Genomic DNA, 23,468 nt, shown 5'->3' with positions numbered 1-23,468 from the left:
CACCTAAAATAAAATGGGATTATATTCTCTTTTAATTGTTGGAACTTCCGATATGCAGTCGCTATTTATTGAATTTAATATAAATCCATCCATTGTTTTTAGATAAACCAATAAACATCCTTTTATAGTAACGTTTAAGTTTGGAGCTACGTTTTTTATTTTTTGAATAAGTAAAAGTAAATCTTTTATTTTTCCAACTTCATTTAAATTTCCAGTAGTCTCTAATTCTTTTAAATTTTCAGGATGTATTACAAGCTGGTGTATCATCATCTCTTTTACATTAGTTTCATTTAATATTCTTCCAAGGTTTACTAGTTCATCATCATTAAATCCAGGAATATAAACGCTTCTAACGATTGTATGGAAATAGTTTGAAGATATTTTTACATTTTCAAGTATTTTGTCAAAATTAACTTCCTTTGAAAGGATTGAATGGCTTTTTTTATTATCTGAACTTAGACTTATCATTAAAATATCTAAACCTAATTCTTTAAATTCTTTTAAAAGGCTTTCTGTTAGAAGAGACCCGTTAGTTTGTAAATCACACCTTAAATTTTTTGATTTTACAAATTTTATTGCATTTTTTACCTTTTCAGGATATATTAGTGGTTCACCATACTGGCTTATTGTTACTGCTTTAAATTTTTCTAAATCCCCGTAAAGTCCAGCTTTTACACTTGTTAATTTAGAATAGCAAAATATGCAGTCGTGATTACATTCAGTAGTAATTTCGATTGTTGGATGGTGATGCGGGTCGTCATTTTTTAAATTTAGTCCTTCACAACCAATACAATGCTTTATAACCTTTAAATCTTTTACAATATTTTCTAATTCATCACAAATCGGGTTTCTTAACGTTATTTTCAAAATATCACCAGACTATTTCGAAAAATATTTATTTTTTTATAATTAAAATCTATAATAGATAGTAGCTATAGTTAAACTGGTATATTAAAAATATTAAAAATATTAAAAATTGATTGTGTAATATTTTAACACAAATAATAATGTTTATATATAATACAGGTAATTATAATTGTGTAGATATTATACACAGTTGTCTTATCAAGGTAAATTATGGTGATAGGGATGGAAATTCAAAAAATTAAAGAACTTGGATTAAAACTTCAAGAAATTTTGGGGCTCGAAAAGCCAGCAACAGCGGTAAAACTTGTAAAATCAAAAGAAGAGATTCCAAACAACTATACTGAAGTTGAAAATCCAGTAAGGCACTGCGAAATGATTCAAAATGCACGAACTTATGGTAAAAAATTTTATGCAACACTTGAAAAACAAGCCTGTAAAGGGGGAGCTTATGCAATTGGGATATTACAAAATCCGCCTGAAGCATTAAAAACAGGAGCCTTATATTATAAATTGGGAAATTTTGAAACCGAAGAAGCTGCAATTAAAACGGTTCAGGCAATCCCGAAAGTTAAAGAACTCATGTATGCAGGAATTTACGCCCCCTTAACTGAAACTGATTTTGAACCTGATGCAATTATCGTACTAGTAACCCCTAAAAAAGGATTAATGCTTACACAAGCGTTAAACTACAGTTTAGGCGGGAGATTTCAAGCAGATTTTGCGGGAATTCAGTCTTTATGTGCGGACGCAGTAGCCGCTGTTAAAACTAGGGGCGTTGCAAACTTAACACTTGGATGTAATGGTTCAAGAGCTTATGCACATATTAAAGATGAAGAACTCGTATTTTCATTTCCGCTAAGTGATTTAGAAAATGTAGTTAATGCATTAGAATACTTTAAAGAAAAGTGGAACTAACTTTTCAAAACTTCAATTAAAAATTTCAAAATGCATTCAAATCGCCAAATATATAATATGGTATGATAATAGTTATATATTTAGATAAAACCTTTAAGGTGACATTTATGGTAAAAGTTGAAGTATTCACGTCTCCAATGTGCCCACACTGCCCTGCAGCTAAACGAGTTGTTGAGGAAGTTGCAAAAGAAGTATCTGGTGTAGAAATTGTTCTAGTAAATGTTATGGATAATCCTGAAAAAGCAGCAGAACTTGGAATTATGGCAGTACCCACAATTGCAATTAACGGGGAAATCAAATTTGTTGGGGCCCCTTCAAAAGATGCTTTAAGGGTTGAACTTACGAAATAATTGATCTTATCCTTTCTACTTTTAACTTATTTTTAAAGAAGTTAAAAAAATTCTATTCCTTTAAATATATTTAGTTGTGCATAATAGTGACATATTATTAAATTTTCAAGTGTATTAATGATAAAAGAAATATCTGTAAAATTGCTTAGAAGTACATTAATTCTCGTTGAAAAAGTTATTGAAAAGACGGACAAAGGAAGTTTAATAGTTAAACTGACGGTTATTCCTAAATAAAAGAAATCGAAGAATTCATAAAGAAAATGTTCTACAAAATGGAAATTGAAGGAAATACGGTAAAGGTCATCATTGGCGAAATTTCGTTAAATAAATCGAAAATGTAGTTGTGCAAGCTGTCCAGGCCTAATTTTAAGGTTTGAGGAATTTTTAGGAGGAATGAATACTTGGGAAGTTATCTCAACTGAAAAAACAGACGATGGAAATTACTGAATTTTGATTAAGAAAGAAGAACGAAAAAAAGAATCTAAAGTTTCAGTTTTTATTGGCGAGGTATTTATCATAAATACAACGGGAACAGGAAACGTCGAAAAAGCATACGCTACTTTTATGATGGCAGAAGTTGCTAAAAATATGAAGTTAAATCCACAATATTTTTAATGCTTGATGGTGTAAGCCTTGCATTAAAAGGAGGATGTGATAAGGTAAAACGCCTTGCATTTCCAAAATTGGGTGAAAAACTTAAAATGTTCTAAATGATGTAAAAATATACGTTTGTGACATGAGCTCTGAATTTGAGGATTTAACAACAAATTAGGGGATGGAATTGGAATTGCAGGAGCCCCTACTTTTTTAGGTATATATTTAAACCAAATGTAAGGCCAGTATGGTTGTAATTTTTGGGTGATAGAATGTCAAAAAGTGAAGAATATGCTATTTTTTCAAAAAAACAGGAATTGTTTACTTGTATACTGAATAGGAATCAAAAACCAAGTTTTAACTTTTAGTTTTAAAAATAATTTAAAATAAATTTAGGAACTCATGAATTTTGAATTGCTCCTTTCAATGAACTTTTCACAGACGTCATTAGTATTCCCAACAATTAAAAGTTTTCCCTCATCAATTAATACTGCCCTGTCGCTTATTTCTTTTATTAAATTAATATGGTGACTTATCATTACGATTGTAGTTTCTGCTATGTCATTTATTTTTTTAATGTAATTTGAAACGTCTCTTAGAGTTATAGGGTCTAAATCTCCAAAAGGTTCGTCTAATAACAGTATATCTGGTTTCAATGCCAGCTGAAGTGCTAAAGCGACTCTTACTCTTTCCCCGCCACTTAATTCTGTAGGTTTTTTTAATAATGCTTCCCTATTTAAATCAAGTGCATCTAAAATGTCTAATGAATCAAATTCAATATCTTTTGGAGGAAATAATGTTCTAACAACTGATTCAGGTATATTCATTTTTTCAAGCTTGTTTTTCATTTCAGTTTCTGGAAGGTCTAAAAGTTGGTATAGTCCATCAACAACTTTTGGCGAAATTCCAATTTCTTCGGCTTTTTCTTTTGCTTTTTCCAAGGTTTCCATACTTTTTATGCCTACCCTATAATTTAAAAGCTCTTTTACTGTCAGATAGTGTGCCAATGAAAATTCTTGATGCATAATTCCAATTCTTCTCCTTAACTCCATTCTATTCCAGCCAAATTCTTTTAAATCAAGACCTTCAAGTTTAATGGTTCCAGAGTCAGGAACGTCTAATCCTGCAAGTAATCTTAATATAACGGATTTACCAGTTCCACTGGGCCCTATTATTGAAATAATTTCCTTTTTTTTAACGTTAAACGAAATATCTTTTAAATTAAGAGTTTCGCCCCCATTTACAACGTAGTATCTTTTTGAAATGCCGGAAACTTCGATAACATCCTCTTCAAGTGGGCCAGTCTTTTTAGCATATTTTTCAGGTATTTCTTTTAAAAATTCGTTTATAACCAATTCTGGATTACCTTTTATTTTTAATTTACCATTTTCAAGTAATATGCAGGTATTACAAAGGTATTTATGGATTTCCGGCAGATGGGAAGTTACTATTATGGTTACACCAAGTTTTTCATTTATATTTTTTAAAACATCTAAAAGTAACTGTTTTGATGCAGGACAAGCCATCGTTGCAGGTTCATCAAGTAAAAGTACGCCATCTCCACCTTTTTCATATATTTTTGCAATCTGTCTTCCAAGAATAAGCCTCTGTTTTTCTCCGCCACTAAGTATATTTGAATAAGCATTTTTTTTGTGTTCTAAACCAACAAGCTTCAAAATTTCCTCAGCATCTTTTTTATAATCTTCCATTTCATCTTCGGTAGGAAGCCCTTCGTCAGAATTAGTTCTTATTGCGTATAACTTTCTTATAATGTTATAAATTACAGGTTCTGCCCATAATGCGAAATTTCTTTGAATGTGAATTGCAGTAATTTCCCTTAAATCTTCATTTCTTCCTAAAACTTCGATATTTCCGCTATCAAAATTTTCAACTCCCCTCAAAATTCTTATTAGCGTTGTTTTTCCAGCTCCTGATCGACCAATAATTCCAAAAATCTCGCCTTTTTTAATTTCAAAATCGAGATTATCTAAAGCTACCTTTTCACCGTATTTTTTTGTTAAATTCTGGACTCTAACGCTCATGTCTATCACACAAAAGGGATTTTTGTAATGCCAAAAAATTGAATATGCCAAGAATAATGGCGTATAAAAATATAAAACTGATGTTCTAAATCTTTAACCCTATTTTTCTAATAATTTTTTAAAACTCTTTTTAACGTTTAATCTAAAAATGGGGGGTTTTATGCCATTTAACGAATAAATACGCCTATCAATATACTATTAATATATAAACGAGGTGAAAAAATAATGGCAGACGAAAAAAGAAGGGCTGAACAAAAGAAAAAAGAAAGTTACCAAAAACAGGCTAATCAGGAACGACAATCAAAACAGAGAAAGAGTGAAGAATTAAAGAAAAAAGAATGGGCCCACAAAAAGTAGGAGTTATTATCTTATTTTTACCATATTTCTATTTTTAAATTATTTCATAAAAAAAAGGCATCCTTAAATGATTTGGCATTATTTTGAGTTTTAGTAGATTTTTCAAGTACCATAACTTATTTATATCTAGTTTTTTAAAGGTATTTATCATTATAATTAATGATAGATTAAGAGGAATTCTTAGTTAGTGTCTTTGATCCAAATTTTTAGTCCCGATTGGTGGTAATATGGACTTACAACTTGCATCCTTTATAACTGCAGGAATTTTAATCGTTATAGGGTTATATGGGACTTTCTTTGTTGATAATGTTATAAAAAAAATCATTGCACTTTCCGCACTTGGAAACGGCGTTAATTTAACGCTAATTGCAATAGGGTATACTGGCGGAATAGTGCCTATAAAAGCTCAGGAAATGGAATTGGCACTCTTTTCAATGAGTGCAAGCTATCCTCTTCCACAAGCCCTCGTTTTAACCAATATAGTTATTGAAGCGTCAATGCTTGCAATAATGCTTGGACTTTCAATAGTTTTTTACAAAAAATACAAAACACTAAAGTCATCAGAACTTTTAAAAGACGATTAACGATTTAACTTTAAACGGTGAGCTTAATGAACTTACTTCCTTTGATAGTAGTTTTTCCAATGTTCGTGGCCATCATATTCAATTATTTAAATGGGAAGGATAAATTAATTCGACCTATGGCATTTTTAATGGCCCTTTTACTACTTGTACTTCCATTTATTGGAAACTATGGAATTTATAATTTTGGAGCCCATGGCTTAGAAAGTGGACTTGCTTCAGGTATTTCTTACATATATAGCCCAATGAAACAGCTTATAATCACCGTTTTAATGTTAATCGGCTCATTAGTTTTGATTACGGGGCTTGATGAAAAAAAATCGAGTGGATTAACAGTTGCATTAATGTTAATGGGTTTAGCAAGTGTTTCAGCAGTTATTTTAGCAGATGATTTATTCAATATATACGTATTCTATGAAATAGCGGCAATTGCCCAAACGGGATTAGTTATTGCTTCTGGAACTGAAAAAGCTTATCGTTCAGCATTTAGATACTTACTTTTAGGAAATTTTGCAGGTTCAATTTTACTACTTGGCGTAGCTTTTTTACTTTCTGCAACAGGAACGTTAAATATTTCAGACATGCACAATTTTTTAATAAATAATCCGGTAACTCCAACAATTTATGGCGGACTTTTAATGATCATAATAGGTTTATGTTATGATAGTGGCCTTCCTCCTTTTCACACTGTAAAAGCGGACATTTATGCACGTGCAAAACCATTTATAGCCGCAATGCTCCAAACATACTCAAAATTTGTTCTTGTAGCATTAATGCTTGTAATTTTTAAAATATTTGGTGGACTTTCATATTTTACAAATGCACACGGGGCTTTAATTGCAATATCAATTCTTGGAATGGTATTTGGTGTAGTAATGGCTCTTTTACAGACAGATTATAGAAAATTGCTTGCATACCACGCAATAAGTCAGGGAGGTTATGTTGCAGCAGGTATTGCACTTGGAACACCTTTAGGAATTGTTGCAGGAATTTTTCACGCAATAAATCACGTTATATATAAGAGTGCTCTTTTCATTGGAGCCCACCTTGTGGAAAGAAAAAAGGTTGGAAATTTAAATGCACTTGGTGGTCTTTTACCCGTAATTCCCACAACTGCACTGATGGTTTTATGTGCAAAACTCGCAATTAGTGGCGTTCCGCCATTTAATGGATTTCAGAGTAAATTACTACTGGCAGAAGCTGCAATGAATGTGAATATGCCCGAACTTGCAATTATAATGATAATGGTAAGTATTGGGACTTTTGTATCCATGATGAAAGCGTTTTATTTGATATATCTAAAACCCTGCAGTGAAGATCAGCTAAATGAATATAAAAAAGTGAAACCTTCGAAATTTGGGATATTTTCACTTGCGGTTTTAACAGTTCTCTGTATTTTATTAGGCGTATACCCAAATCTTGCAACGGATTTAATATACCCCTTCGCAAACGAATTTGGAAGAATGTGGACGTTATAATTAATTCGGTGATAAAATGTCTTACAAGGACTTTAAAAAAGAAATGGATAAACAAAATCACGGGGACGGTATTTCACTTGGAGCAGTTTTAACCGCAGAATTTACTTTATTTGGATTTTTAATACTGTCAATTTTTTTAATTTTAAGAATATACGGGGATTTATTACTGGTATTAATCGGACTCTTAGTAATTGGTTTAACTTATTCATTGGCGCCCTTAATATTTAAGTTTCAAAAAGAAAATTCAAACGATATAGGTAACCAGATGTTTTGGCTTTCGATGTTTTCTGGAATTTTGGCAATGGTTATTTATTTTGCTCGATAAGGTGATAAAATGACACAAAAACGAGAAATTGCAGTAGCATTGTCATTTGTATTTTTTGGATCTGCAATAATTTATTCACTACTTAATATAAACGTGGTGGGGGGAGTAAATTATATCTACACTCAAAATTACGTGGTTCCAAACTTGGTTACAGCAGTACTTTTTGATTGGAGGGCATTTGACACTCTTGGAGAATGTATGATATTAGTAACTTCAGTTTTAGTTACAGGAATGGTTTTTGGAAGGGGGTTATTTGGGTTTGAATTTTTAAAAGACACTTACGAAAAAGAGCAAGTTAAAACTACGGATACTGAAGATGAATTTACATCATTAGTAAAAGTACTTGCAATGCCTTTTAGCATAATACTGATGGCTCTTGGAATTTCAATTATTCTTGGTGGACATATAACTCCAGGCGGAGGATTTCAAGGTGGTTCATTGATTGCAGCATCTTATATACTTAGTATCGTTGCATTTGGGTGCAAATCTCCAATTAAATTTAAACACCATTTTTTAGAAAAACTTGAATCTTTTGGGGCATTACTATTTATGTCACTTGGATTTTTAGGAATTTTGGCTTCAGGATATTATCTTTTAAACTTAACCAGTTTTTCAGGATATCCTTTGTTTTTTGGGCCTTTAGGGCTTGAAAATACGGGAATAATTCCTTATTTAAATATTGCAGTAGGTTTAAAAGTTTTAGCGGGCCTTTCAACAATTACATTCCTATTAACCGGTGAAAAAGTAGTTAAAGACTATATTATCGGTAAGTAGTCGGTGATAACATGTATAATATCATATTAAACGAATTTATGACTTTAAACTTGAATTTTGTTGCAGTTATTGGAATATTACTTGGATTGGTACTTGGAATCAAAATAGAGAATAAAAACAACGTGTTTTTTTGGTTACTTGGAGCTTTATTTATTTCTTACTTAATAGGGCCAACACCTTATTACGATAAAATACCATTTTCACACGTATTTTTTTCAGGAATTGTTGGAATACTTATTGGGAATGGATTTAAAGGTCTATTAAGGCGATAAAATGATTGTAACGAATATTAAAAATTGCAGGAGCTATGAAAATTGCGAAAAATGTCCAAATACGGATATTTCAAAATGCATGGAGGCATGTCCAACAGGTGCCATAAAATTGCTTGATGGAAAGGCATTTTCATGTATTACCTGTGGAACTTGCGAAAAAGAGTGTCCAACAGGTGCCATAAAAAAGAATGAATATGGCGGATACTACGTTAACAGGAAAAAATGTACTGGTTGCGGAATATGTAAAAATGTCTGTCCAATAAATATAATTGAAATAAAAGAAACAGAAAATAAAAAAAGTTACCCTGATGGAATATGCGTAATGTGCGGCCTTTGTACAACTGCATGCCCATATGATGCTAGAATATATTTTGACCCAAGTAAACTTAAAAATTCCAAGAACAAAATGCTCATGGAACGATATTCTGCAATTTTTAAACTAATGGGAAAAACTTATGAGTTTAAGGTGCCAAAAACAGATGTAACTATAAAAAATCCTGCCGAAAGAACTATTAGAAAATCTATCAATATAAACCATAATGAATGCAATGAATGTGGAAAGTGCATATATTTATGCCCCAAAAATACAATAATTGAGGGAAAAATGGTAGATGCATGCACTAGGTGTAATTTATGCAGTGATGCATGTCCAGTAAATGCTATCGAGTTTGGTAAAGTAAATGAAAACTGTGTACTATGTGGGAATTGTATTTTAAAATGTCCAAAAGATGTTTTAAAAATTGAAAACTTTAAAATATCAAAAACAAAGGAAGAAATGGCAATAAAACCCGTAAAACATTGCATAAATTGTGGATTATGTGTAGATAAGTGTCCAACTGGTGCTTTGCGATTTAATGCCGGAAAAATTTTATACGATCCAAACACCTGCATACTGTGTAATTTATGTGTTAAAGAATGCCCCAAAAAAGTTAGAATAAATAAAGGTGACCATATTGATGGCGCATGCGTTCTATGTGAGATTTGTATAAATAATTGTCCAAATAATGCAATAGTCGTTAAAGAAGTTTCAAAATTTACTAAAATTGATAAAAAAGAATGTATTGCATGCGGTACGTGTTCAAAAGTCTGTCCAAATAATGCAATTGTTGTAAAAATAAACAGTTTAAATATGAATGGAAATCCAGTCCATTCAGAAGTAATATTTAATGAAAATTGTGTAATGTGTGAAAATTGTGCAATACACTGCCCTAGGGATGTAATTGAAAATACAACAGGCTACAAAAAAATCGTGGATATTGAAAATTCATATATACGGGCAGATTTTGACTACTGTGTTAAATGCGGGCTTTGTAATATTATATGCCCAAATGATGCCGTAGATAAAGGTGAAGTGGATACTAAAAAATGCGAATATTGTTCAGCTTGTGTAAATATTTGTCCAACACATGCACTACATATCTATAGAACATGGAATGAAAAAATAGACTAAAATTAGGCAGAAGGGATACTCATGACATTTAAGGGACTTGCAAAAGTATTTATTTCTGGTTTCTACGAGAATTTAGAAAGAATAATTCTTGGAACGGATAGTTACACGTCAAAAGAAATGACAGCAGAAATTTTAAGGGGAATTGAACTTCCAAAAGCAGTTTTCAACGATTTATGTATCGGTTGTAGCGGTTGTAAAAATGCATGCCCTACTGGAGCGATTACAATGAAAAGTGTTAAACCAGTTAAAATAACCGAAAACTATTCAAAAGAATATGTTCCAAAAATAGATTATGAAAAATGTGTTTACTGCTTTTACTGTCATGATTTTTGTCCTGTATTTTCATTATTTAATGAAGTATCCCCAATTCATCCAAGGCACGTTGGAGAAGAATTTATAAAAGTAGATTTAACAAAATTGCTCGAAAAACCAGTTGAAATACCTGATGAACAGCTTAGAAAAATTGCAAAAATTCTTTCAATAAATATGTCAGGAATAGTAAATCGGGAAAAGAAAGCTAGCACAAAAATTTAAAGGTGTCTTAAGATGTTAAAAGAGCTTTCAAGAAAAAAAAATATTCATATAATGCTTGTTTATACTGGGGGCTGTAACGGCTGTGATATTGAAGTGGTAAACTGCGTACTATCTCCATTTTATGATGCGGAACAGTACAACGTATTTTTAACATGGAATCCAAGGGAAGCAGACATTTTAGTTGTTACGGGCTGCGTTACAAAATCTGTTACAAAATCTTTAAAAAAGATATACGAAGAAATTCCAAACCCAAAAGCAGTAGTGTCAGTTGGAGCATGTGCGCTTATGGGTGGAGTTTATAATAATATAGGTGCAGATCTTGGAACATCCACTTTTGTTGACGGGCCGGTTGAAAAAATAATTCCAGTAGACGTTAAGGTTCCAGGCTGCCCTCCAAGACCTGAAGACGTGATTACTGGGATAGTAAAGGCTCTTCCCAAAATCTTAAATGGATGAGGAGATAGTCATGTTTGAAAGCATTTTAACATTAGAATCGTTTGAAATTATTCTTTCAATAATGGGGGTTCCATTAATAGCTTTTGCAATTTCAACTTGGATTCCGGGAATTCAAAGAAAAATTCAGGCAAGGATTCAGCAAAGAAAGGGCCCTTCAATTTCATCCCCTGGTTTTTGGGCGATATTTAAATACTTAGCAAAAGAAACAAAAGAACCTGTTTCAAAACTACCAAAACTCTATAAATTTTTACCAGTTTTGAGTTTTGCAGTTTTATGGTCAATATTGGCCCTCACAACCGTTATAAAATTCCATATTCTTCCAAATGAGATTACAATTATTGGCCTTTTAAAAATTGAAGAAATGGTTTATATTATAATGGGCTCCCTAGCTTCGACAGTAATGGGCATTAGAATGCCAATCGAAGATGAATGTAAGGGCAGTTCATTTATTGGGCAGATAAAAATGACGTTAGAACAGCTTTCAGCAGTGAGGGCATTTAAATTAATAACTATTGGGTCATTTCCCTTTTATTTGGCCACAATACTACCGTTTATCCCTCATAAATCGATATTTTTATCGCACTTAGTTGGAAATAACTTTTTATTTACATTAGGGGGATTATTTGGGGCAATAACGTATATAATAGGATATATAATCATGACAAAAGACTATCCTTTCTCCATAATGCACACTAAAGCGGATGTTTTAGAAGGTCCTACAATGGAATATTCTGGAAAATATCGTGCACTTTATTTAAGCGTTAAAGAATTAATGATGATAACACTCGGTAGCTTATTTGCAACATTATACCTTGGAATAGCTCCAGACATACTAAATCCGATAACAATAGTCTTGAATTTTTCAGTAGCACTTATATTCCCCATAATTTCGGCAATAGTTAGTGCATATACGCCAGTGTTCACCTTTAGACAAATATACCCTGTTTCACTATTTGCAACAGTTTTAGGAATTATTGGTGCACTCTTAGCACTTATTGGAATTTAATATTTTTCGTTTTAATATTTTTCAATTTAGTTACTACCAAAGTTATATTTATCAATCAGCGTCCGTATGACTTTCCTTTTGCAATTTTCAAAAATAATCCTATCGAAAATCCAATTGCAGTTATTAAAACAGTTGCAACTGCATCAATTAAAATAAAGCCAAGCATATTTTCAATAGGTAGATTTGAAGATCCTTTAACGTTTAAAATATATATTAAGTATATTTCATAGAGTATTATGTTAAAGACTGCTATAATTGGAAATATATGTATTATTTTATTTGAAATACTAAAAAAACCAGAAAAAAGTCCGATTACAAAAAATAGCAATATAATTTCATATTCCATTTTTCCCCTCATTTTTAACCCCAATTTATAATAAGTAAACTTTCACAATGTCTTCTTTTTCATAACCTTCAAGGTTTTCTTCAATAATAATGTACCCGCTAGCAAGAGTCATTGATGAAAGAATCCCACTTCCAGATATTCTTAAAGGTTCTATTTTGGAGATACCATCTTCTTCAACAATCTTTACCCTTAAAATATCGGTTCTACCTAACGAAGAAGCAATATTCCTATTTAGTGGTAAATTAATCGATTTACGAGGTTTAAAGTAACTCCTAATAAATAATTCAAATTGAATTCCTGAAGCAACAGGATACCCTGAAAGAACAAATATTAATCTTTTTTTTCCATTAAATTCGCATTCCAAAAATCCTGCAGGCCTACCTGGCCTTAACTGTACTCCGTGAAATAATAAGTTTCCCATTTCACTTATTTTTTCTATCGTGTAGTCCCTATCTCCAACAGAAGTGCCTCCAGTTGTAACTACAATATCGTTTTCTAAAAGTGCCAATTTAATAGCTTTTTCGATAAATTCAGGATTATCGGGGGCTTTTTTATATGGCTTTACAGTTAATCCTAACTCCCTTACAAGATCTGAAAGCATGAGAACATTTGAATTAACAATCATTTCATTTTCTTCAAGCTGTTTTAAGTCTATTAAGTCTTCAATGTCGAGTAATTCATCTCCGGTTGAAATAATCCCTATATTCAAGCTGTAGCACTTTATTTTCTTCATTCCAATGGAGGAAAGTAGTGCAATATGGTAAGGCGTAATTGTTTCCCCTTTTTTTAAAACAATATCTCCTTTTTTTAAGTCTTCCCCTATTTTTGAAACGTTTTCATTTGGATAAACACCAGATATGACTTCCACAAATGTTTCATGGTCTTTGGTATACTCTTTCATTACAACAGCATTTGAATTTTTTGGCAATTTCATTCCAGTTGAAAGTCTAAATGCTTCTTCTTCATTTAGGTGCCCTTCCTTAACCAAGTTTAATATGATTGGATTAGTTTCGGATGCACCAAATGTATCTTCTGCAATCACTGCATAACCATCCATTGCGGACTTATTAAACATTGGAAGGTTACAGGGGGAATAAATATCTTCAAAACATATTTTTCCAAGTGCTTTAAAAATATCAACTTCTAAAAACTTATCACTTAAAAATTCCTCAAGTTTATTAAAAACTATTTTTTTAGCGTTATTGTAACTTATAAGCTCTTTTACATATTTCATTCTAAACACCTAATCAAAATAAAATTGAAAATTACTAAAGGCCAGATTTATATTAATACAAATCGTTTGATTGTACCGTATAAATTAAATACTGTTTTTACAGTTACTTATTTTTAGTACCTTCGATTTATGTTGGAGTTGGTGAGATATATGGATAGAGATTTGAGGCCTATTTTTTGGAATGATGAAGAAAAAAAACTTATACTAGTAGATCAGCGAAAACTTCCAAATAAGCTTGAGTATTTTGAATGTAAAACTTATACTGATGTATGTTATGCAATAAAAGATATGGTTGTAAGAGGGGCTCCTGCAATTGGTGTTTCCGCAGCATATGGGTTGGCATTAGCGGAATTAAACGGAAATAACATTGAAAATGCATATATGGAATTGAAAGAAACAAGGCCAACTGCGGTAAATTTATTTTGGGCCCTTGATAAGGCTATGAATGCAAAAATAAATGGAAAATCGATTTTAGATGAAGCTAAACTAATCCATGACGAAGATGTTGAATTATGCAAAAAAATTGGAAAAATCGGTGAAACGTTAATTAAAGACGGCGATACAATTTTAACACATTGCAATGCGGGAGCACTAGCAACATCAGCATACGGAACTGCATTAAGTATTATTAGATTTGCACATTATTCCGGTAAAAAAATAAATGTTATATCTGATGAAACAAGACCAAGATTACAGGGTGCGAAATTGACCTGTTTTGAACTAAATTATGAAAAAATCCCTGTAAAAGCAATATGTGATAATACTGCAGGATATTTGATGAGTAAAGGTATGATTGATAAAATAATTGTTGGTGCAGACCGGATTCTTTCTGACTATCATGTTTTTAACAAAATTGGAACTTATTCGCTAGCAATACTTGCAAAATATCACAATGTTCCATTTTATGTTGCAGCACCCTATTCTACGTTTGACTTTAAAAGTAAGCTTGTAGATATTGTAGTTGAAGAACGAGATGATGTAGAAGTAACCTATATTGATGGCGTAAGAGTTGTTTCAGAAGGAGTTTCTGCATACAACTTTGCATTTGACTGTACGCCTCCAGAATTAATTACTGGAATAATTACTGAAAAAGAGATAATTTATCCAAATTTGGGAAAATAATTAGTAAATATTTTGTAAATATGCTAATTCATAAATAAATTTATAAATTTATGGACAGGATTTCTCCTGTCCGAATGGATTTTTGAATGTTTTCAGCTTTTTGAGGATTGTGTCCCACAATGTTCGCCAGTATAATAAAAATACCGGCTTTTAATCTACTAATTAGTATAATATATATAATTAGCGATTTAGTTTTAAAATAAAGTTGTCTAGTTCTTTATTTTTAGTTTAACTTTTTATGATTATTTATCCATAATTAGAAGTTAACTAGTGAATAAAAAAGATTTAACTAATTTAAGTATGGCTTTAAAATTAAATTTTCAAAAGCATTTTCAAAAGCATTTTATAATACTATAAATACCATAAAACTATTAGTTTTGATAACCGTTTTACGAATGTAATGGATTAAAGAATACTAGCTATAAGGTGAAAAAGTGTATATAATTGCAGACTGGAGGAGAACCCACTATTCAGAACAGGTAATTCCAGAAATGGATGGCCAAGAAGTAATATTAATGGGGTGGGTTCATTCAATAAGGGCTTTAGGAAAACTTGCATTTATTATTTTAAGAGATAGGGAAGGCTTAATTCAGATGGTTGTTCCAAAACAAAAGGTGGACGAAGAAACATTTGAACTAGCTAAAAAATTGGGAAAAGAAGATGTAATTACAATTCGTGGAAAAGTAGTTGCAAATGAAAAGGCCCCAAAAGGCTTTGAAGTAATTCCGATGGAAATTAGAATATTGAATAAAGCAGACGCACCTCTTCCATTAGATCCTTCAGAAAAAGTACCTGCAGAAATCGATACAAGACTTGACAGGAGATTTTTAGATATTAGGCGACCAAAAATTCAGGCAATATTTAAAATAAGGTCTGAAATGTTGAAATCAATTAGGAAAACGTTTTCAGAAGAAGGTTTTATTGAAGTAAACACGCCAAAACTTGTTGCAAGTGCTACTGAAGGTGGAACTGAATTATTCCCTATATCATACTTTGAAAAAGAAGCATTTTTAGGGCAAAGTCCACAACTTTATAAACAGATGATGATGGCAGGTGGATTTGATAAGGTATTTGAAATTGCACAGATATTTAGGGCAGAAGAGCACAACACGAGAAGACATTTAAACGAGGCTATTTCAATTGATACAGAAATGTCTTTTGTAAATGAAAAAGATGCAATGGCAATGCTTGAAAAAGTAGTTCACAACTGCTATACAGATATTGAGTATAATAGGCCTTCTGAAATAGAAACTTTAGAGTTAAATTTTGAAATTCCTGAAAAAACATTCCCTAAGGTAACCTATTCTGAAGCAGTTGATGTTGCAGTTTCAAAGGGTGTTGAAATAGAATGGGGAGAAGATCTATCAAGGGCTGCTGAAAAAGCAATCGGTGATGAAATGGGTGGCCTATACTTTATTACAGAATGGCCAACACAAACAAGGCCATTTTATACACTTCCTGATGAGAATGATAATAAAATCTGTAAAGCATTTGATTTAATGTATAAAGAACTTGAAATTTCATCAGGGGCACAAAGAATTCATAAATATGACAGTTTAGTTCAAAATATTGCCAAAAGAGGTATGAATCCAGATTCCTTTGAAACATACCTTGAAGCATTTAGATATGGGATGCCCCCACACGCAGGATGGGGACTTGGTGCTGACAGATTTACAATGATTTTAACTAATCAAGAAAATATTCGAGAATGTGTGCTATTTCCAAGAGATAGACAGAGATTAACTCCATAATTACCTTATTTTTAATTATTTATTGGCGCCATTTTTTTAAACTGGTAAACTTAATAAAATCTAAACAATGCGGATTTATATAAAAAGAAATGTAACTAATCTTATTTCATAAAAAAGGTGACATAAATGGTTTCTAAAGACGACGTATTAAATGCTTTAAAAAGAGTTGCAGATCCCCACATGGGCATTAGCATAGTAGATATGGGTTTAATAAATGATGTAGAGGTGGGTGAAGACGGAAACGTTTCATTTACCCTTACGCCAACAAATCCAGGATGTATGAGCGTAATTCATATGGCAGGCGGTGCAAAACACGTTGTATCCGAACTTGAAGGCGTTAAAAAAGTTAATGTTACTGTTAAGGGTCATATGATGGAAGATGACATTAACAAGATATTGGGCGATGAGCCAATTGAAAAAAAATAACTTTTTACTTTTTTTAATAAAATTTACACACGTTTAGTATAGATAGAGTGATTAAAATGTTTCAAAAACCCAAAGGTACACGGGATTTTTTACCTGTAGAAATGAAGAAGCGAAAATTAATAGAAAAAAAATTGCGAAATATCTTTGATTCTTACAATTTTTCTGAAATAAATACGCCCACATTTGAAAGTTTTGAACTCCTTTCCAAAAAAACTGGCGAAGAAATAAGGAATCAGTTGTTTGTGTTTAACGACCACGGGAATAGGGAAATGGGTTTAAGGCCAGAATTTACATCATCAGTTGCAAGATTTTACATAAACGAGTTTAAAAATACCCCAAAACCGGTTAAAATGTATTATTTTGGGAATTGTTTTAGGTATGAAAACCCCCAAGCAGGTAGATACCGAGAATTTTGGCAAATGGGTGCAGAATTAATTGGTAGTAACAAGTCAATTTCGGATGCAGAAGTACTTAACATGGCTATTGAAGGATTGAAATCAATTAACATGGACTTTGAAATTAATATTGGCCATTTGGGTGTTTTAAAAGGTGTTTTTGAGAAATATTCTCTTTCAGAGGAGGATGAAACTTTAATTCGCCGTTTAATAGATAAAGAGGATACTGAAGGGTTAAAACAAGTTTTATTGAAAATCGAGGAAGAAAAAAATATCGAAATTTCAAAAAAAGTGTTTGAAGTTCTTACATTAAAAGGTGGAAAGGAAGTAATTTCTAAATTAAAAGAAAAACTTACGGACTTTGAAAAGTCGTTAGACGCGCTAAATAACCTAGATGAAATTTTAGAACTTGTTCCACACGATTATGTTGTAAATTTTGGCATTGCAAGAGGCTTAGATTATTATACAGGCATGGTTTTTGAGATATATGGGAAAAAAGAAGGTGCACGACAGGTATGTGGCGGTGGAAGATACGACAACCTAATAGAACTTTTTGAAGGGGAAAAATCACCTGCTGTAGGATTTGCATATGGTTTTGATAGGATTATATTAAATATCGATGATTTTGAAGTTCAGGACGATTCAATATTTATAATTCCGGTCAAAAATGACATTTTTTTACTTAAGGAATGTTTAAAAATAGCAAAAACTTTAAGGGATTTTGGAAACCCTGTTGAAATTGATCTCATGGGCAGAAAATTGAATAAAGCTTTAAACTATGCAAACTCCAAAAATATCAAAAGAGTAATTATTATTGGGGAAAACGACATTTTTTCCGGAAAAATACCTTTAAAAAATATGGAAACAGGAGAACAGGTTTTAATTGACGTAAAAGACCTTAAAAATTTCCCATGTTAAATTTTAAATGTTATAATTTTTAACTGGCATTTAAAAATTATTTTTTAAGAATTATTTCGATAGTGGATATGTTTATGGATTTTCCTTCATCACTTTGAACTTGTTCGGTTCCAAGAATTATGTTTTTAATGTCAACTTCGGGCATGAATCTATTTCTGACCATTTCTTCAACGTCAACGGCCCTACTTATTGCTTTACCACGTGCTTTAATGCTGACTTCACTAACGTCCCCTGACTTAAATTGGGTAATCACCGCAAGAACGTAATTCATTACGCCTTTACTGCCGACATAAACAATATTATCCATCGTATCCCTCCTTAAATTTATCATATTAATTTTAATATATATAGTTTGTTAATTAAACCCCATTTAAAGAACTTAAACATTATAGGGTTTTAAATAATTAGTATGGTGCATAAACATGGCCAATTCAAAAATGGAAATTGAAATAACTGATTTAGATAATATATCTTCCAAACTCTTTGACTGGAGTATAGTTTTAGAACTGGCAAAAAATATGGATTTTACAAGATATGTTGGTAAAGGACATAGGGGAGTAGTTTTTAAAGCAATTTCTAGGGAATATATTGATAAAAATGGAAATTTTATGCAGTTAGCAGTTAAAATTCCAAGAATTGACGGCCCAAAAAATACGATTATTCACGAAGGTAGAATTCTTGAAAAAACAAATAAATTTGGAGTCGGGCCAAAAGTTTACGAATATTCAAAAAATCACTTGGTGATGGAATACATTGATGGAAAAATGTTAAAAGATTGTATGGATGAAATAACTCCTAATGAGTTATTATATATAATTCAAGAAACACTAAGGCAGTGTTTAAAACTTGACCTTCATAAAATAGACCACACTGAAATACAGGGTGGAAAACATGTCATGTTTTCAAAAGACAAAGTTTACATTATAGATTTTGACAAAGCAAGAGAACACAGCCCAAAAAACTTTACAAGTGCAATGTCTTTACTTTTTGGGGAAAACTATATATCAAAGAAAACAAGGGATTTATTAAATATTTCCGATAATGACATGAAAATCTTTAGAAAACTTGCAAAAGATTATAAAATTTTATTTAAAGAGTAATAAGAAAAAAATGGCGATAAAATGGTAAAAATTATTGAAAACGTAGTAAAGGATGCAGAACCCTTAACTGATGCAGTATTAATAGAGGGACTTCCCGGAATTGGGCATGTTGGAAGGGTTGCAGCGGAACATATAATTGAAGAGTTTAATGGGGAAAAAATTCTTGAAATTTACTGCGACGACTTTCCACCCCAAATTTTGGTAAATGACGATGGAACGATTGAATACATGAAAAATGAGTTTTATTTAGTAAAGGAGCCAGTTCCAATGGTAATTGTACTTGGAAATACCCAAGCTTTATCCCCTGAAGGCCAATATGCTCTTTCTGAAAGATTAATAGATATTGGAATAAAATATGGGGCTAAAAAAACGTATACACTTGGCGGCTTTGGAATCGGAAAAATTGTGGAGCAATTAAAAGTTTACGTTGCTTCAACTTCAAAAGAAATTTCAGAAAAACATAAGGAATTTGGGGCAGAATTTAGGACTGATGGGGGGAGTATCATCGGAGCTGCAGGTTTAATGCTTAAATTTTCAAAATTAAAAGGCATTGAGGGAATTTGTCTAATGGGTGAAACTCCAGGCTATTTGGTTGACCCAAAATCTGCTGCAAACGTACTTGAAATGCTTTCAAAATCGATAGGGTTTGAAATAGATATGAAAAAACTTGATGAACGAGCAAAAGAAATGGAAAAGTTCTTGGAAAAAGTACAAAAGTATGAAGAAGGAATGCAACCCGGTTCACAGTCAACTGAAGATTTAAGCTACATTGGATAAATTACAATTATTTTTAAATATTTTAATTTTTGACTTTAACTAAATCTTAAGCCCTGTTCCCTTAAAAAACCGCTTATCTGTCTTTTTAAATGTTCATCCTGTGATTTAATACCTTGGGGATAAACAAACGCCTTATTATCAATATTTATTCTTGGATATTCGAGTTCAAGAGTTACTTCTTCTAAAAGACACTTTTTAAGGTGCATAGCTGTTTTTGTAAGATTCATAAGCGAAGGATTTTTAAATGGGGGATTATTTTTTGGTAGTTTCCATTTAGTTCCGTAATAAGAAATGTAATCAGGATTTATTAAAACAAAAACTTCTCCGTAAATTTCAAGAACGAGAGTCCAAGAAAAAATTCCTCTTGTAAATCCTAAAAGTCTTCCAAGATAAGATGTTTTTGGGTTATTGTAACATACTTTTAAAGTTCTTCCAACTATTCTTGAAAGTGCCTCTTTTGAAGTAATATCTTTAGGGTTTGTTGGAAGTGATGTTTTTGGTAAAATATTTGTAGGCATACACTCAAGGGGCTTTACCATATGCAGTGCATTTAAAGGATAAAAATAATGGTGATTTTTTTTATTTAACATTACTACTCCTTCAATAAGCCCGTTAAAATCGCATTTTACGATTTTTCCCCGATAGGTATTAAAGGATTTATTCAGTGTAAATTCTGTAAGAACGTCCTTACAGAGTGCTTTTTTTGGTTTCAAAAATAAAACCCCCTTAAATAATGATAAATCAGTGTAAATTGTAATGAAAAGTAAAAATAAAAAATAATTAGAATAATTCTTGAAGTTTCATTTGGAATGGGCCTAATTTTCCACCGTAGTTTCCTGCAGTGATTTTTTTAACTCCAGGTATTTTTACAGCAGCAGAAATACCTGCTTTCATAGCTGCTTTAACTGAAGCTTCGTCAACACCATCGATAACGATTTCATAAACGCCATTTACATCTTCAGGGATTTCTGAACCTTCTACTTTTCCTTTTAATGTAGGGCACATTTTTTCATTTGTTGTAGCGGCCATGAAGCTGTATTTGGGATTTGTATATCCTACTTTACTTCCTGAAGCAACAATACCTCCTGTAAATGGAGTAATTGTTTTTTCAACCATTGAAATTGCGTCAACTGCAACTTCTGCAGCAACTAATGCAGCCGTATTATTTTCGGCCATGATAAAGAAGTTACCTCCTGCAACTCCTTTTTTAATCCCAAAATTGCCCTCGATAAGGAAGTCCCCGCCCATTATTGGAACTGAATATAGTGTTTTTCCACATTCTTCACAATTTACTTTTTTCTCGTAACCGTCACCAAAGAATTTTAGCTTGAATCCTACTTTCAACTGTTCAGTTGCATCTTCGCCCATTGCATCAAATACTGCTGTTGTAGGGGCTGTTAAAACACACTGTCCAATTCTTTCTAATAACTGGTGTTCTAATTCTGCTTTTTTAGGGTGGCAAATTTCAATAATGTATCCAGGTCTTCCATCAGGGGTTTCCATTGGGGATACGTATTTTTCAATTCCTGCTTCAGCAGGGCACATGATAACTGAACATGCAAATCCTGTTGCTTCTGTTGCAGCAGCTTTTGCCAATCTTTCTGTTGCAGCCGTGATTAATACTCTTGAGACCCAAATTGAAAATCCTTCTGCGAAAGTATCTTCTATTACTACACCGTTTAACTCCATTTTATTCCTCCTTATTCTTATATAGACAGAAAAAATATGAAAAAACTATTATTAATATGTTGTTATTTGATTCTAAAAATTAGGCAGATAGTGGCTTTTCAAAACAAAAATAACAGATTATAACCTTATTTAATTAAAAAAATAAAAATTATTATCGCATATTTAAAAATCCCCTCCCTATAATATGCGAAATTCTTAAAAACTCTGATATTTTACTTTTTAGCCGTGATTTTTCAATAATTTTTTCAACGTCACATAACTTTATTCCAATAACCTGAACGTATATATTTTTAAGCCTTACTGGTTTTGAAAATGAATTCAAAACTTCTATTTTTTCAGAATGCTTTCCAGATACAACTTCAATAATTTTTTCCGTTAAATTCGTCCTTTTCTATTATTTTAAACGTTATGCCATCTACTATTTTATCCAATTTATTAAATAGGGCATCGCCAATTCCAATAACTCCAATTTAATCTTTAAAATCCAATAATATCCTAAATTATAATTTATTCACGATTTCAACTATTTTTTCAGAAATTTTATTTTTTGACCCATATTCTCGTTCGATACTTTTTTTGGTTATAAAAAATACTTCGGTTGAGTCGTCCCCAAAATAATGCTTTGAAAGGTCGTTTGCGATTATTAAGTTAAGATTATATTTATTAAGTCTATCCAATGCTTTTTCCGTTAATTCTTCATTATTTAGTCCATATTCTGCTTTGTAACCTATGATAATTTTTTTGGGAAACTTTTTTCTTAGTTCATTTAATACTTTTGGGGTTTTAACTAGTTTTAAAGTCTGTTCTGAAATTTCAGAATCAATTTTTCCATCAATCGTTATTTCTGGCGTATAATCCGAAATTGCAGCACATGAAATAATTATATCAAAATCTTTTCCAACTTCAAGTGCCTTTTTTAACATTGAATTAGCAGTTAGAACTTCGTAAGATTTTATATAGTATGGAACATCTTTTCCAAGACCTTTTATAACTTCTACATGGTACCCAGCTTTACAAAAGCTTTCTGAAAGCGAAAAACACGTTTTTCCAGAAGAAAGATTCGTAATTACTCTTACTTTATCAATTGGCTCAACAGTTCCCCCGCCTAAAATGAGTACCTTTTTTCGTTCTTTTTCAGCTTTTTTATCGGAAAATACCAAAATTGTAAGATTCACTACTTCTTCAATAGATATTGCTTTAGCTTTTTCTTCTTCAAGTTTTGAATTCATTACATGAACATTTCTTTTTTCAGAGAGATTTTTCAAATGTCCTTTAACTGTATCAAGCATATTCTGGTGCATTGACGGTGCAATAATAATTGGTTTTTTCTCTAAAAACATCATTGCAGTCGTATTTACGATATTATCTGCTATATTTAGCGATACTTTACTTATTATATTTGCAGTTGCAGGAAAAATTATCATTCCATCGCACTCGTTATAAATAGAAACATGTTCGATTTTTCCCGTTATTTTATCAATTACTTCATTTCCGCATCCAAATTCAAGGGCATATTTTCCAATAATATCCTTTGTTTCTTCCGTCATTATGCAGTGAACTTCTGCACCATGCCTAATTAATTCCCTCATTAATTTTGGTGCTTCTATTGCGGCAATCGATGAAGTAACTGCAACAACAATTTTTTTATTTAATAAAAGGTCTGATTTCAATCCTTTTAATGATTTTGTAGGGTGCATTTAATCTCCATC

28 protein-coding genes are annotated in these 23,468 nt (G+C 31.7%); 19 read left to right on the top strand and 9 right to left on the bottom strand.

Annotation, left to right across the window (positions count from 1 at the left end):
• Nucleotides 1–3: 3 nt before the first annotated feature.
• Nucleotides 4–867, bottom strand: coding sequence for a radical SAM protein (locus MEVAN_RS04800; RefSeq protein ID WP_012065775.1), 864 nt, complete (start codon nt 865–867; stop codon nt 4–6).
• A 222-nt stretch (nt 868–1,089) separates the two neighbouring features.
• Here MEVAN_RS04800 and MEVAN_RS04795 point away from each other — a divergent pair, with 222 nt between their 5' ends.
• The 3 genes from MEVAN_RS04795 to MEVAN_RS09115 all read left to right on the top strand — a co-directional run bounded on the left by MEVAN_RS04795 (nt 1,090) and on the right by MEVAN_RS09115 (nt 2,747).
• On the top strand, nt 1,090–1,782 hold the full coding sequence (locus MEVAN_RS04795; protein ID WP_012065774.1) for a DUF169 domain-containing protein: 693 nt from the start codon (nt 1,090–1,092) through the stop codon (nt 1,780–1,782).
• A gap of 107 nt (nt 1,783–1,889) precedes the next feature.
• Nucleotides 1,890–2,132: an MJ0307 family thioredoxin gene (locus tag MEVAN_RS04790; RefSeq protein ID WP_012065773.1), complete on the top strand. Its 243-nt coding sequence runs from the start codon at nt 1,890–1,892 to the stop codon at nt 2,130–2,132.
• A gap of 450 nt (nt 2,133–2,582) precedes the next feature.
• Entirely contained in the window at nt 2,583–2,747 is a 165-nt protein-coding gene (locus MEVAN_RS09115; protein WP_394295941.1) for a hypothetical protein, read from the top strand.
• A 371-nt stretch (nt 2,748–3,118) separates the two neighbouring features.
• Here the strand turns inward: MEVAN_RS09115 and MEVAN_RS04780 are convergent, their stop codons facing one another.
• Nucleotides 3,119–4,768, bottom strand: coding sequence for an ATP-binding cassette domain-containing protein (locus tag MEVAN_RS04780; protein WP_012065772.1), 1,650 nt, complete (start codon nt 4,766–4,768; stop codon nt 3,119–3,121).
• A gap of 225 nt (nt 4,769–4,993) precedes the next feature.
• Here MEVAN_RS04780 and MEVAN_RS09060 point away from each other — a divergent pair, with 225 nt between their 5' ends.
• The 10 genes from MEVAN_RS09060 (at nt 4,994) to MEVAN_RS04735 (ending at nt 12,001) form a co-directional block, all read left to right on the top strand.
• The gene (locus tag MEVAN_RS09060) at nt 4,994–5,125 is read left to right on the top strand and encodes a hypothetical protein (RefSeq protein WP_269479005.1); all 132 of its coding nucleotides are present in this window, start codon (nt 4,994–4,996) and stop codon (nt 5,123–5,125) included.
• A gap of 227 nt (nt 5,126–5,352) precedes the next feature.
• Nucleotides 5,353–5,709 (top strand): cation:proton antiporter subunit C, encoded by a 357-nt coding sequence (locus MEVAN_RS04775; protein ID WP_012065771.1) that lies wholly within the window; start codon nt 5,353–5,355, stop codon nt 5,707–5,709.
• Nucleotides 5,710–5,735: 26 nt separating this feature from the next.
• The gene (gene ehbF, locus MEVAN_RS04770) at nt 5,736–7,184 is read left to right on the top strand and encodes an energy conserving hydrogenase EhbF (RefSeq protein WP_012065770.1); all 1,449 of its coding nucleotides are present in this window, start codon (nt 5,736–5,738) and stop codon (nt 7,182–7,184) included.
• 16 nt (nt 7,185–7,200) lie between these two features.
• On the top strand, nt 7,201–7,509 hold the full coding sequence (locus MEVAN_RS04765; protein WP_012065769.1) for a hypothetical protein: 309 nt from the start codon (nt 7,201–7,203) through the stop codon (nt 7,507–7,509).
• Between the two features lie 9 nt (nt 7,510–7,518).
• Nucleotides 7,519–8,283: a Na(+)/H(+) antiporter subunit B gene (locus MEVAN_RS04760; RefSeq protein ID WP_012065768.1), complete on the top strand. Its 765-nt coding sequence runs from the start codon at nt 7,519–7,521 to the stop codon at nt 8,281–8,283.
• Nucleotides 8,284–8,294: 11 nt separating this feature from the next.
• Nucleotides 8,295–8,555 carry a hypothetical protein gene (locus MEVAN_RS04755; RefSeq protein ID WP_012065767.1) on the top strand — a complete coding sequence of 87 codons (261 nt, stop codon included), beginning with the start codon at nt 8,295–8,297 and terminating at the stop codon, nt 8,553–8,555.
• Nucleotide 8,556: 1 nt separating this feature from the next.
• Complete coding sequence (locus MEVAN_RS04750; protein ID WP_012065766.1) at nt 8,557–10,005, top strand: 4Fe-4S binding protein; 1,449 nt, start codon at nt 8,557–8,559, stop codon at nt 10,003–10,005.
• Nucleotides 10,006–10,026: 21 nt separating this feature from the next.
• The gene (locus tag MEVAN_RS04745) at nt 10,027–10,539 is read left to right on the top strand and encodes a 4Fe-4S binding protein (RefSeq protein WP_012065765.1); all 513 of its coding nucleotides are present in this window, start codon (nt 10,027–10,029) and stop codon (nt 10,537–10,539) included.
• Nucleotides 10,540–10,551: 12 nt separating this feature from the next.
• Nucleotides 10,552–10,995: an NADH-quinone oxidoreductase subunit B family protein gene (locus MEVAN_RS04740; protein WP_012065764.1), complete on the top strand. Its 444-nt coding sequence runs from the start codon at nt 10,552–10,554 to the stop codon at nt 10,993–10,995.
• A gap of 10 nt (nt 10,996–11,005) precedes the next feature.
• The gene (locus MEVAN_RS04735) at nt 11,006–12,001 is read left to right on the top strand and encodes a respiratory chain complex I subunit 1 family protein (RefSeq protein ID WP_012065763.1); all 996 of its coding nucleotides are present in this window, start codon (nt 11,006–11,008) and stop codon (nt 11,999–12,001) included.
• 55 nt (nt 12,002–12,056) lie between these two features.
• On the opposite strand, the gene MEVAN_RS04730 is transcribed toward MEVAN_RS04735, so the two are convergent.
• Nucleotides 12,057–12,359, bottom strand: a complete 303-nt coding sequence (locus MEVAN_RS04730; RefSeq protein WP_012065762.1) for a hypothetical protein — start codon at nt 12,357–12,359, stop codon at nt 12,057–12,059.
• A gap of 13 nt (nt 12,360–12,372) precedes the next feature.
• Nucleotides 12,373–13,581, bottom strand: coding sequence for a molybdopterin molybdotransferase MoeA (locus MEVAN_RS04725; RefSeq protein WP_012065761.1), 1,209 nt, complete (start codon nt 13,579–13,581; stop codon nt 12,373–12,375).
• Between the two features lie 150 nt (nt 13,582–13,731).
• Here MEVAN_RS04725 and mtnA point away from each other — a divergent pair, with 150 nt between their 5' ends.
• From mtnA to hisS, 4 genes are all read left to right on the top strand, one after another.
• On the top strand, nt 13,732–14,703 hold the full coding sequence (gene mtnA, locus MEVAN_RS04720; RefSeq protein WP_012065760.1) for an S-methyl-5-thioribose-1-phosphate isomerase: 972 nt from the start codon (nt 13,732–13,734) through the stop codon (nt 14,701–14,703).
• A 434-nt stretch (nt 14,704–15,137) separates the two neighbouring features.
• On the top strand, nt 15,138–16,454 hold the full coding sequence (gene aspS, locus MEVAN_RS04715; protein ID WP_012065759.1) for an aspartate--tRNA(Asn) ligase: 1,317 nt from the start codon (nt 15,138–15,140) through the stop codon (nt 16,452–16,454).
• A 126-nt stretch (nt 16,455–16,580) separates the two neighbouring features.
• On the top strand, nt 16,581–16,880 hold the full coding sequence (locus MEVAN_RS04710) for a metal-sulfur cluster assembly factor (protein ID WP_012065758.1): 300 nt from the start codon (nt 16,581–16,583) through the stop codon (nt 16,878–16,880).
• A gap of 56 nt (nt 16,881–16,936) precedes the next feature.
• Nucleotides 16,937–18,193, top strand: coding sequence for a histidine--tRNA ligase (gene hisS, locus MEVAN_RS04705; RefSeq protein WP_012065757.1), 1,257 nt, complete (start codon nt 16,937–16,939; stop codon nt 18,191–18,193).
• Between the two features lie 37 nt (nt 18,194–18,230).
• Here hisS and albA read toward each other — a convergent pair whose 3' ends face one another.
• Nucleotides 18,231–18,500: a DNA-binding protein Alba gene (gene albA / locus MEVAN_RS04700; protein ID WP_012065756.1), complete on the bottom strand. Its 270-nt coding sequence runs from the start codon at nt 18,498–18,500 to the stop codon at nt 18,231–18,233.
• Nucleotides 18,501–18,615: 115 nt separating this feature from the next.
• Here albA and MEVAN_RS04695 point away from each other — a divergent pair, with 115 nt between their 5' ends.
• Both MEVAN_RS04695 and MEVAN_RS04690 read left to right on the top strand, forming a co-directional pair.
• On the top strand, nt 18,616–19,293 hold the full coding sequence (locus tag MEVAN_RS04695) for an RIO1 family regulatory kinase/ATPase domain-containing protein (RefSeq protein WP_012065755.1): 678 nt from the start codon (nt 18,616–18,618) through the stop codon (nt 19,291–19,293).
• 21 nt (nt 19,294–19,314) lie between these two features.
• Nucleotides 19,315–20,070: a proteasome assembly chaperone family protein gene (locus tag MEVAN_RS04690; protein ID WP_012065754.1), complete on the top strand. Its 756-nt coding sequence runs from the start codon at nt 19,315–19,317 to the stop codon at nt 20,068–20,070.
• Between the two features lie 35 nt (nt 20,071–20,105).
• Here the strand turns inward: MEVAN_RS04690 and MEVAN_RS04685 are convergent, their stop codons facing one another.
• From MEVAN_RS04685 to coaBC, 4 genes are all read right to left on the bottom strand, one after another.
• Nucleotides 20,106–20,783 carry a hypothetical protein gene (locus MEVAN_RS04685; RefSeq protein WP_011972725.1) on the bottom strand — a complete coding sequence of 226 codons (678 nt, stop codon included), beginning with the start codon at nt 20,781–20,783 and terminating at the stop codon, nt 20,106–20,108.
• 67 nt (nt 20,784–20,850) lie between these two features.
• Nucleotides 20,851–21,759, bottom strand: a complete 909-nt coding sequence (gene fhcD / locus MEVAN_RS04680; protein ID WP_011972724.1) for a formylmethanofuran--tetrahydromethanopterin N-formyltransferase — start codon at nt 21,757–21,759, stop codon at nt 20,851–20,853.
• A gap of 151 nt (nt 21,760–21,910) precedes the next feature.
• Nucleotides 21,911–22,081: an endonuclease dU gene (locus tag MEVAN_RS09040; RefSeq protein WP_232179322.1), complete on the bottom strand. Its 171-nt coding sequence runs from the start codon at nt 22,079–22,081 to the stop codon at nt 21,911–21,913.
• A gap of 178 nt (nt 22,082–22,259) precedes the next feature.
• On the bottom strand, nt 22,260–23,456 hold the full coding sequence (gene coaBC / locus MEVAN_RS04675) for a bifunctional phosphopantothenoylcysteine decarboxylase/phosphopantothenate--cysteine ligase CoaBC (protein ID WP_011972723.1): 1,197 nt from the start codon (nt 23,454–23,456) through the stop codon (nt 22,260–22,262).
• Between the last annotated feature and the right edge of the window lie 12 nt (nt 23,457–23,468).

Origin of the sequence: Methanococcus vannielii SB (assembly GCF_000017165.1) — an archaeon.
Lineage (GTDB): Archaea > AGJL01 > Methanococci > Methanococcales > Methanococcaceae > Methanococcus > Methanococcus vannielii.
The sequence above is the reverse complement of the archived record's forward strand: the minus strand, read 5'-3'. Positions and strand labels throughout refer to the sequence as shown.

Excerpts from the sequence above, each read along its gene's own strand:
- albA (WP_012065756.1), bottom strand. The coding sequence starts at position 18,500 with ATGGATAATATTGTTTATGTCGGCAGTAAAGGCGTAATGAATTACGTT.
- MEVAN_RS04795 (WP_012065774.1), top strand. The coding sequence starts at position 1,090 with ATGGAAATTCAAAAAATTAAAGAACTTGGATTAAAACTTCAAGAAATT.
- MEVAN_RS04735 (WP_012065763.1), top strand. The coding sequence starts at position 11,006 with ATGTTTGAAAGCATTTTAACATTAGAATCGTTTGAAATTATTCTTTCA.
- MEVAN_RS04695 (WP_012065755.1), top strand. The coding sequence starts at position 18,616 with ATGGCCAATTCAAAAATGGAAATTGAAATAACTGATTTAGATAATATA.
- MEVAN_RS09060 (WP_269479005.1), top strand. The coding sequence starts at position 4,994 with ATGGCAGACGAAAAAAGAAGGGCTGAACAAAAGAAAAAAGAAAGTTAC.
- MEVAN_RS04790 (WP_012065773.1), top strand. The coding sequence starts at position 1,890 with ATGGTAAAAGTTGAAGTATTCACGTCTCCAATGTGCCCACACTGCCCT.
- hisS (WP_012065757.1), top strand. The coding sequence starts at position 16,937 with ATGTTTCAAAAACCCAAAGGTACACGGGATTTTTTACCTGTAGAAATG.
- MEVAN_RS04710 (WP_012065758.1), top strand. The coding sequence starts at position 16,581 with ATGGTTTCTAAAGACGACGTATTAAATGCTTTAAAAAGAGTTGCAGAT.
- fhcD (WP_011972724.1), bottom strand. The coding sequence starts at position 21,759 with ATGGAGTTAAACGGTGTAGTAATAGAAGATACTTTCGCAGAAGGATTT.
- MEVAN_RS04780 (WP_012065772.1), bottom strand. The coding sequence starts at position 4,768 with ATGAGCGTTAGAGTCCAGAATTTAACAAAAAAATACGGTGAAAAGGTA.
- ehbF (WP_012065770.1), top strand. The coding sequence starts at position 5,736 with ATGAACTTACTTCCTTTGATAGTAGTTTTTCCAATGTTCGTGGCCATC.
- MEVAN_RS04690 (WP_012065754.1), top strand. The coding sequence starts at position 19,315 with ATGGTAAAAATTATTGAAAACGTAGTAAAGGATGCAGAACCCTTAACT.
- MEVAN_RS04740 (WP_012065764.1), top strand. The coding sequence starts at position 10,552 with ATGTTAAAAGAGCTTTCAAGAAAAAAAAATATTCATATAATGCTTGTT.
- MEVAN_RS04745 (WP_012065765.1), top strand. The coding sequence starts at position 10,027 with ATGACATTTAAGGGACTTGCAAAAGTATTTATTTCTGGTTTCTACGAG.
- coaBC (WP_011972723.1), bottom strand. The coding sequence starts at position 23,456 with ATGCACCCTACAAAATCATTAAAAGGATTGAAATCAGACCTTTTATTA.
- MEVAN_RS04755 (WP_012065767.1), top strand. The coding sequence starts at position 8,295 with ATGTATAATATCATATTAAACGAATTTATGACTTTAAACTTGAATTTT.
- MEVAN_RS04760 (WP_012065768.1), top strand. The coding sequence starts at position 7,519 with ATGACACAAAAACGAGAAATTGCAGTAGCATTGTCATTTGTATTTTTT.
- mtnA (WP_012065760.1), top strand. The coding sequence starts at position 13,732 with ATGGATAGAGATTTGAGGCCTATTTTTTGGAATGATGAAGAAAAAAAA.
- MEVAN_RS04775 (WP_012065771.1), top strand. The coding sequence starts at position 5,353 with ATGGACTTACAACTTGCATCCTTTATAACTGCAGGAATTTTAATCGTT.
- MEVAN_RS04725 (WP_012065761.1), bottom strand. The coding sequence starts at position 13,581 with ATGAAATATGTAAAAGAGCTTATAAGTTACAATAACGCTAAAAAAATA.
- MEVAN_RS04765 (WP_012065769.1), top strand. The coding sequence starts at position 7,201 with ATGTCTTACAAGGACTTTAAAAAAGAAATGGATAAACAAAATCACGGG.
- MEVAN_RS04750 (WP_012065766.1), top strand. The coding sequence starts at position 8,557 with ATGATTGTAACGAATATTAAAAATTGCAGGAGCTATGAAAATTGCGAA.
- MEVAN_RS04730 (WP_012065762.1), bottom strand. The coding sequence starts at position 12,359 with ATGAGGGGAAAAATGGAATATGAAATTATATTGCTATTTTTTGTAATC.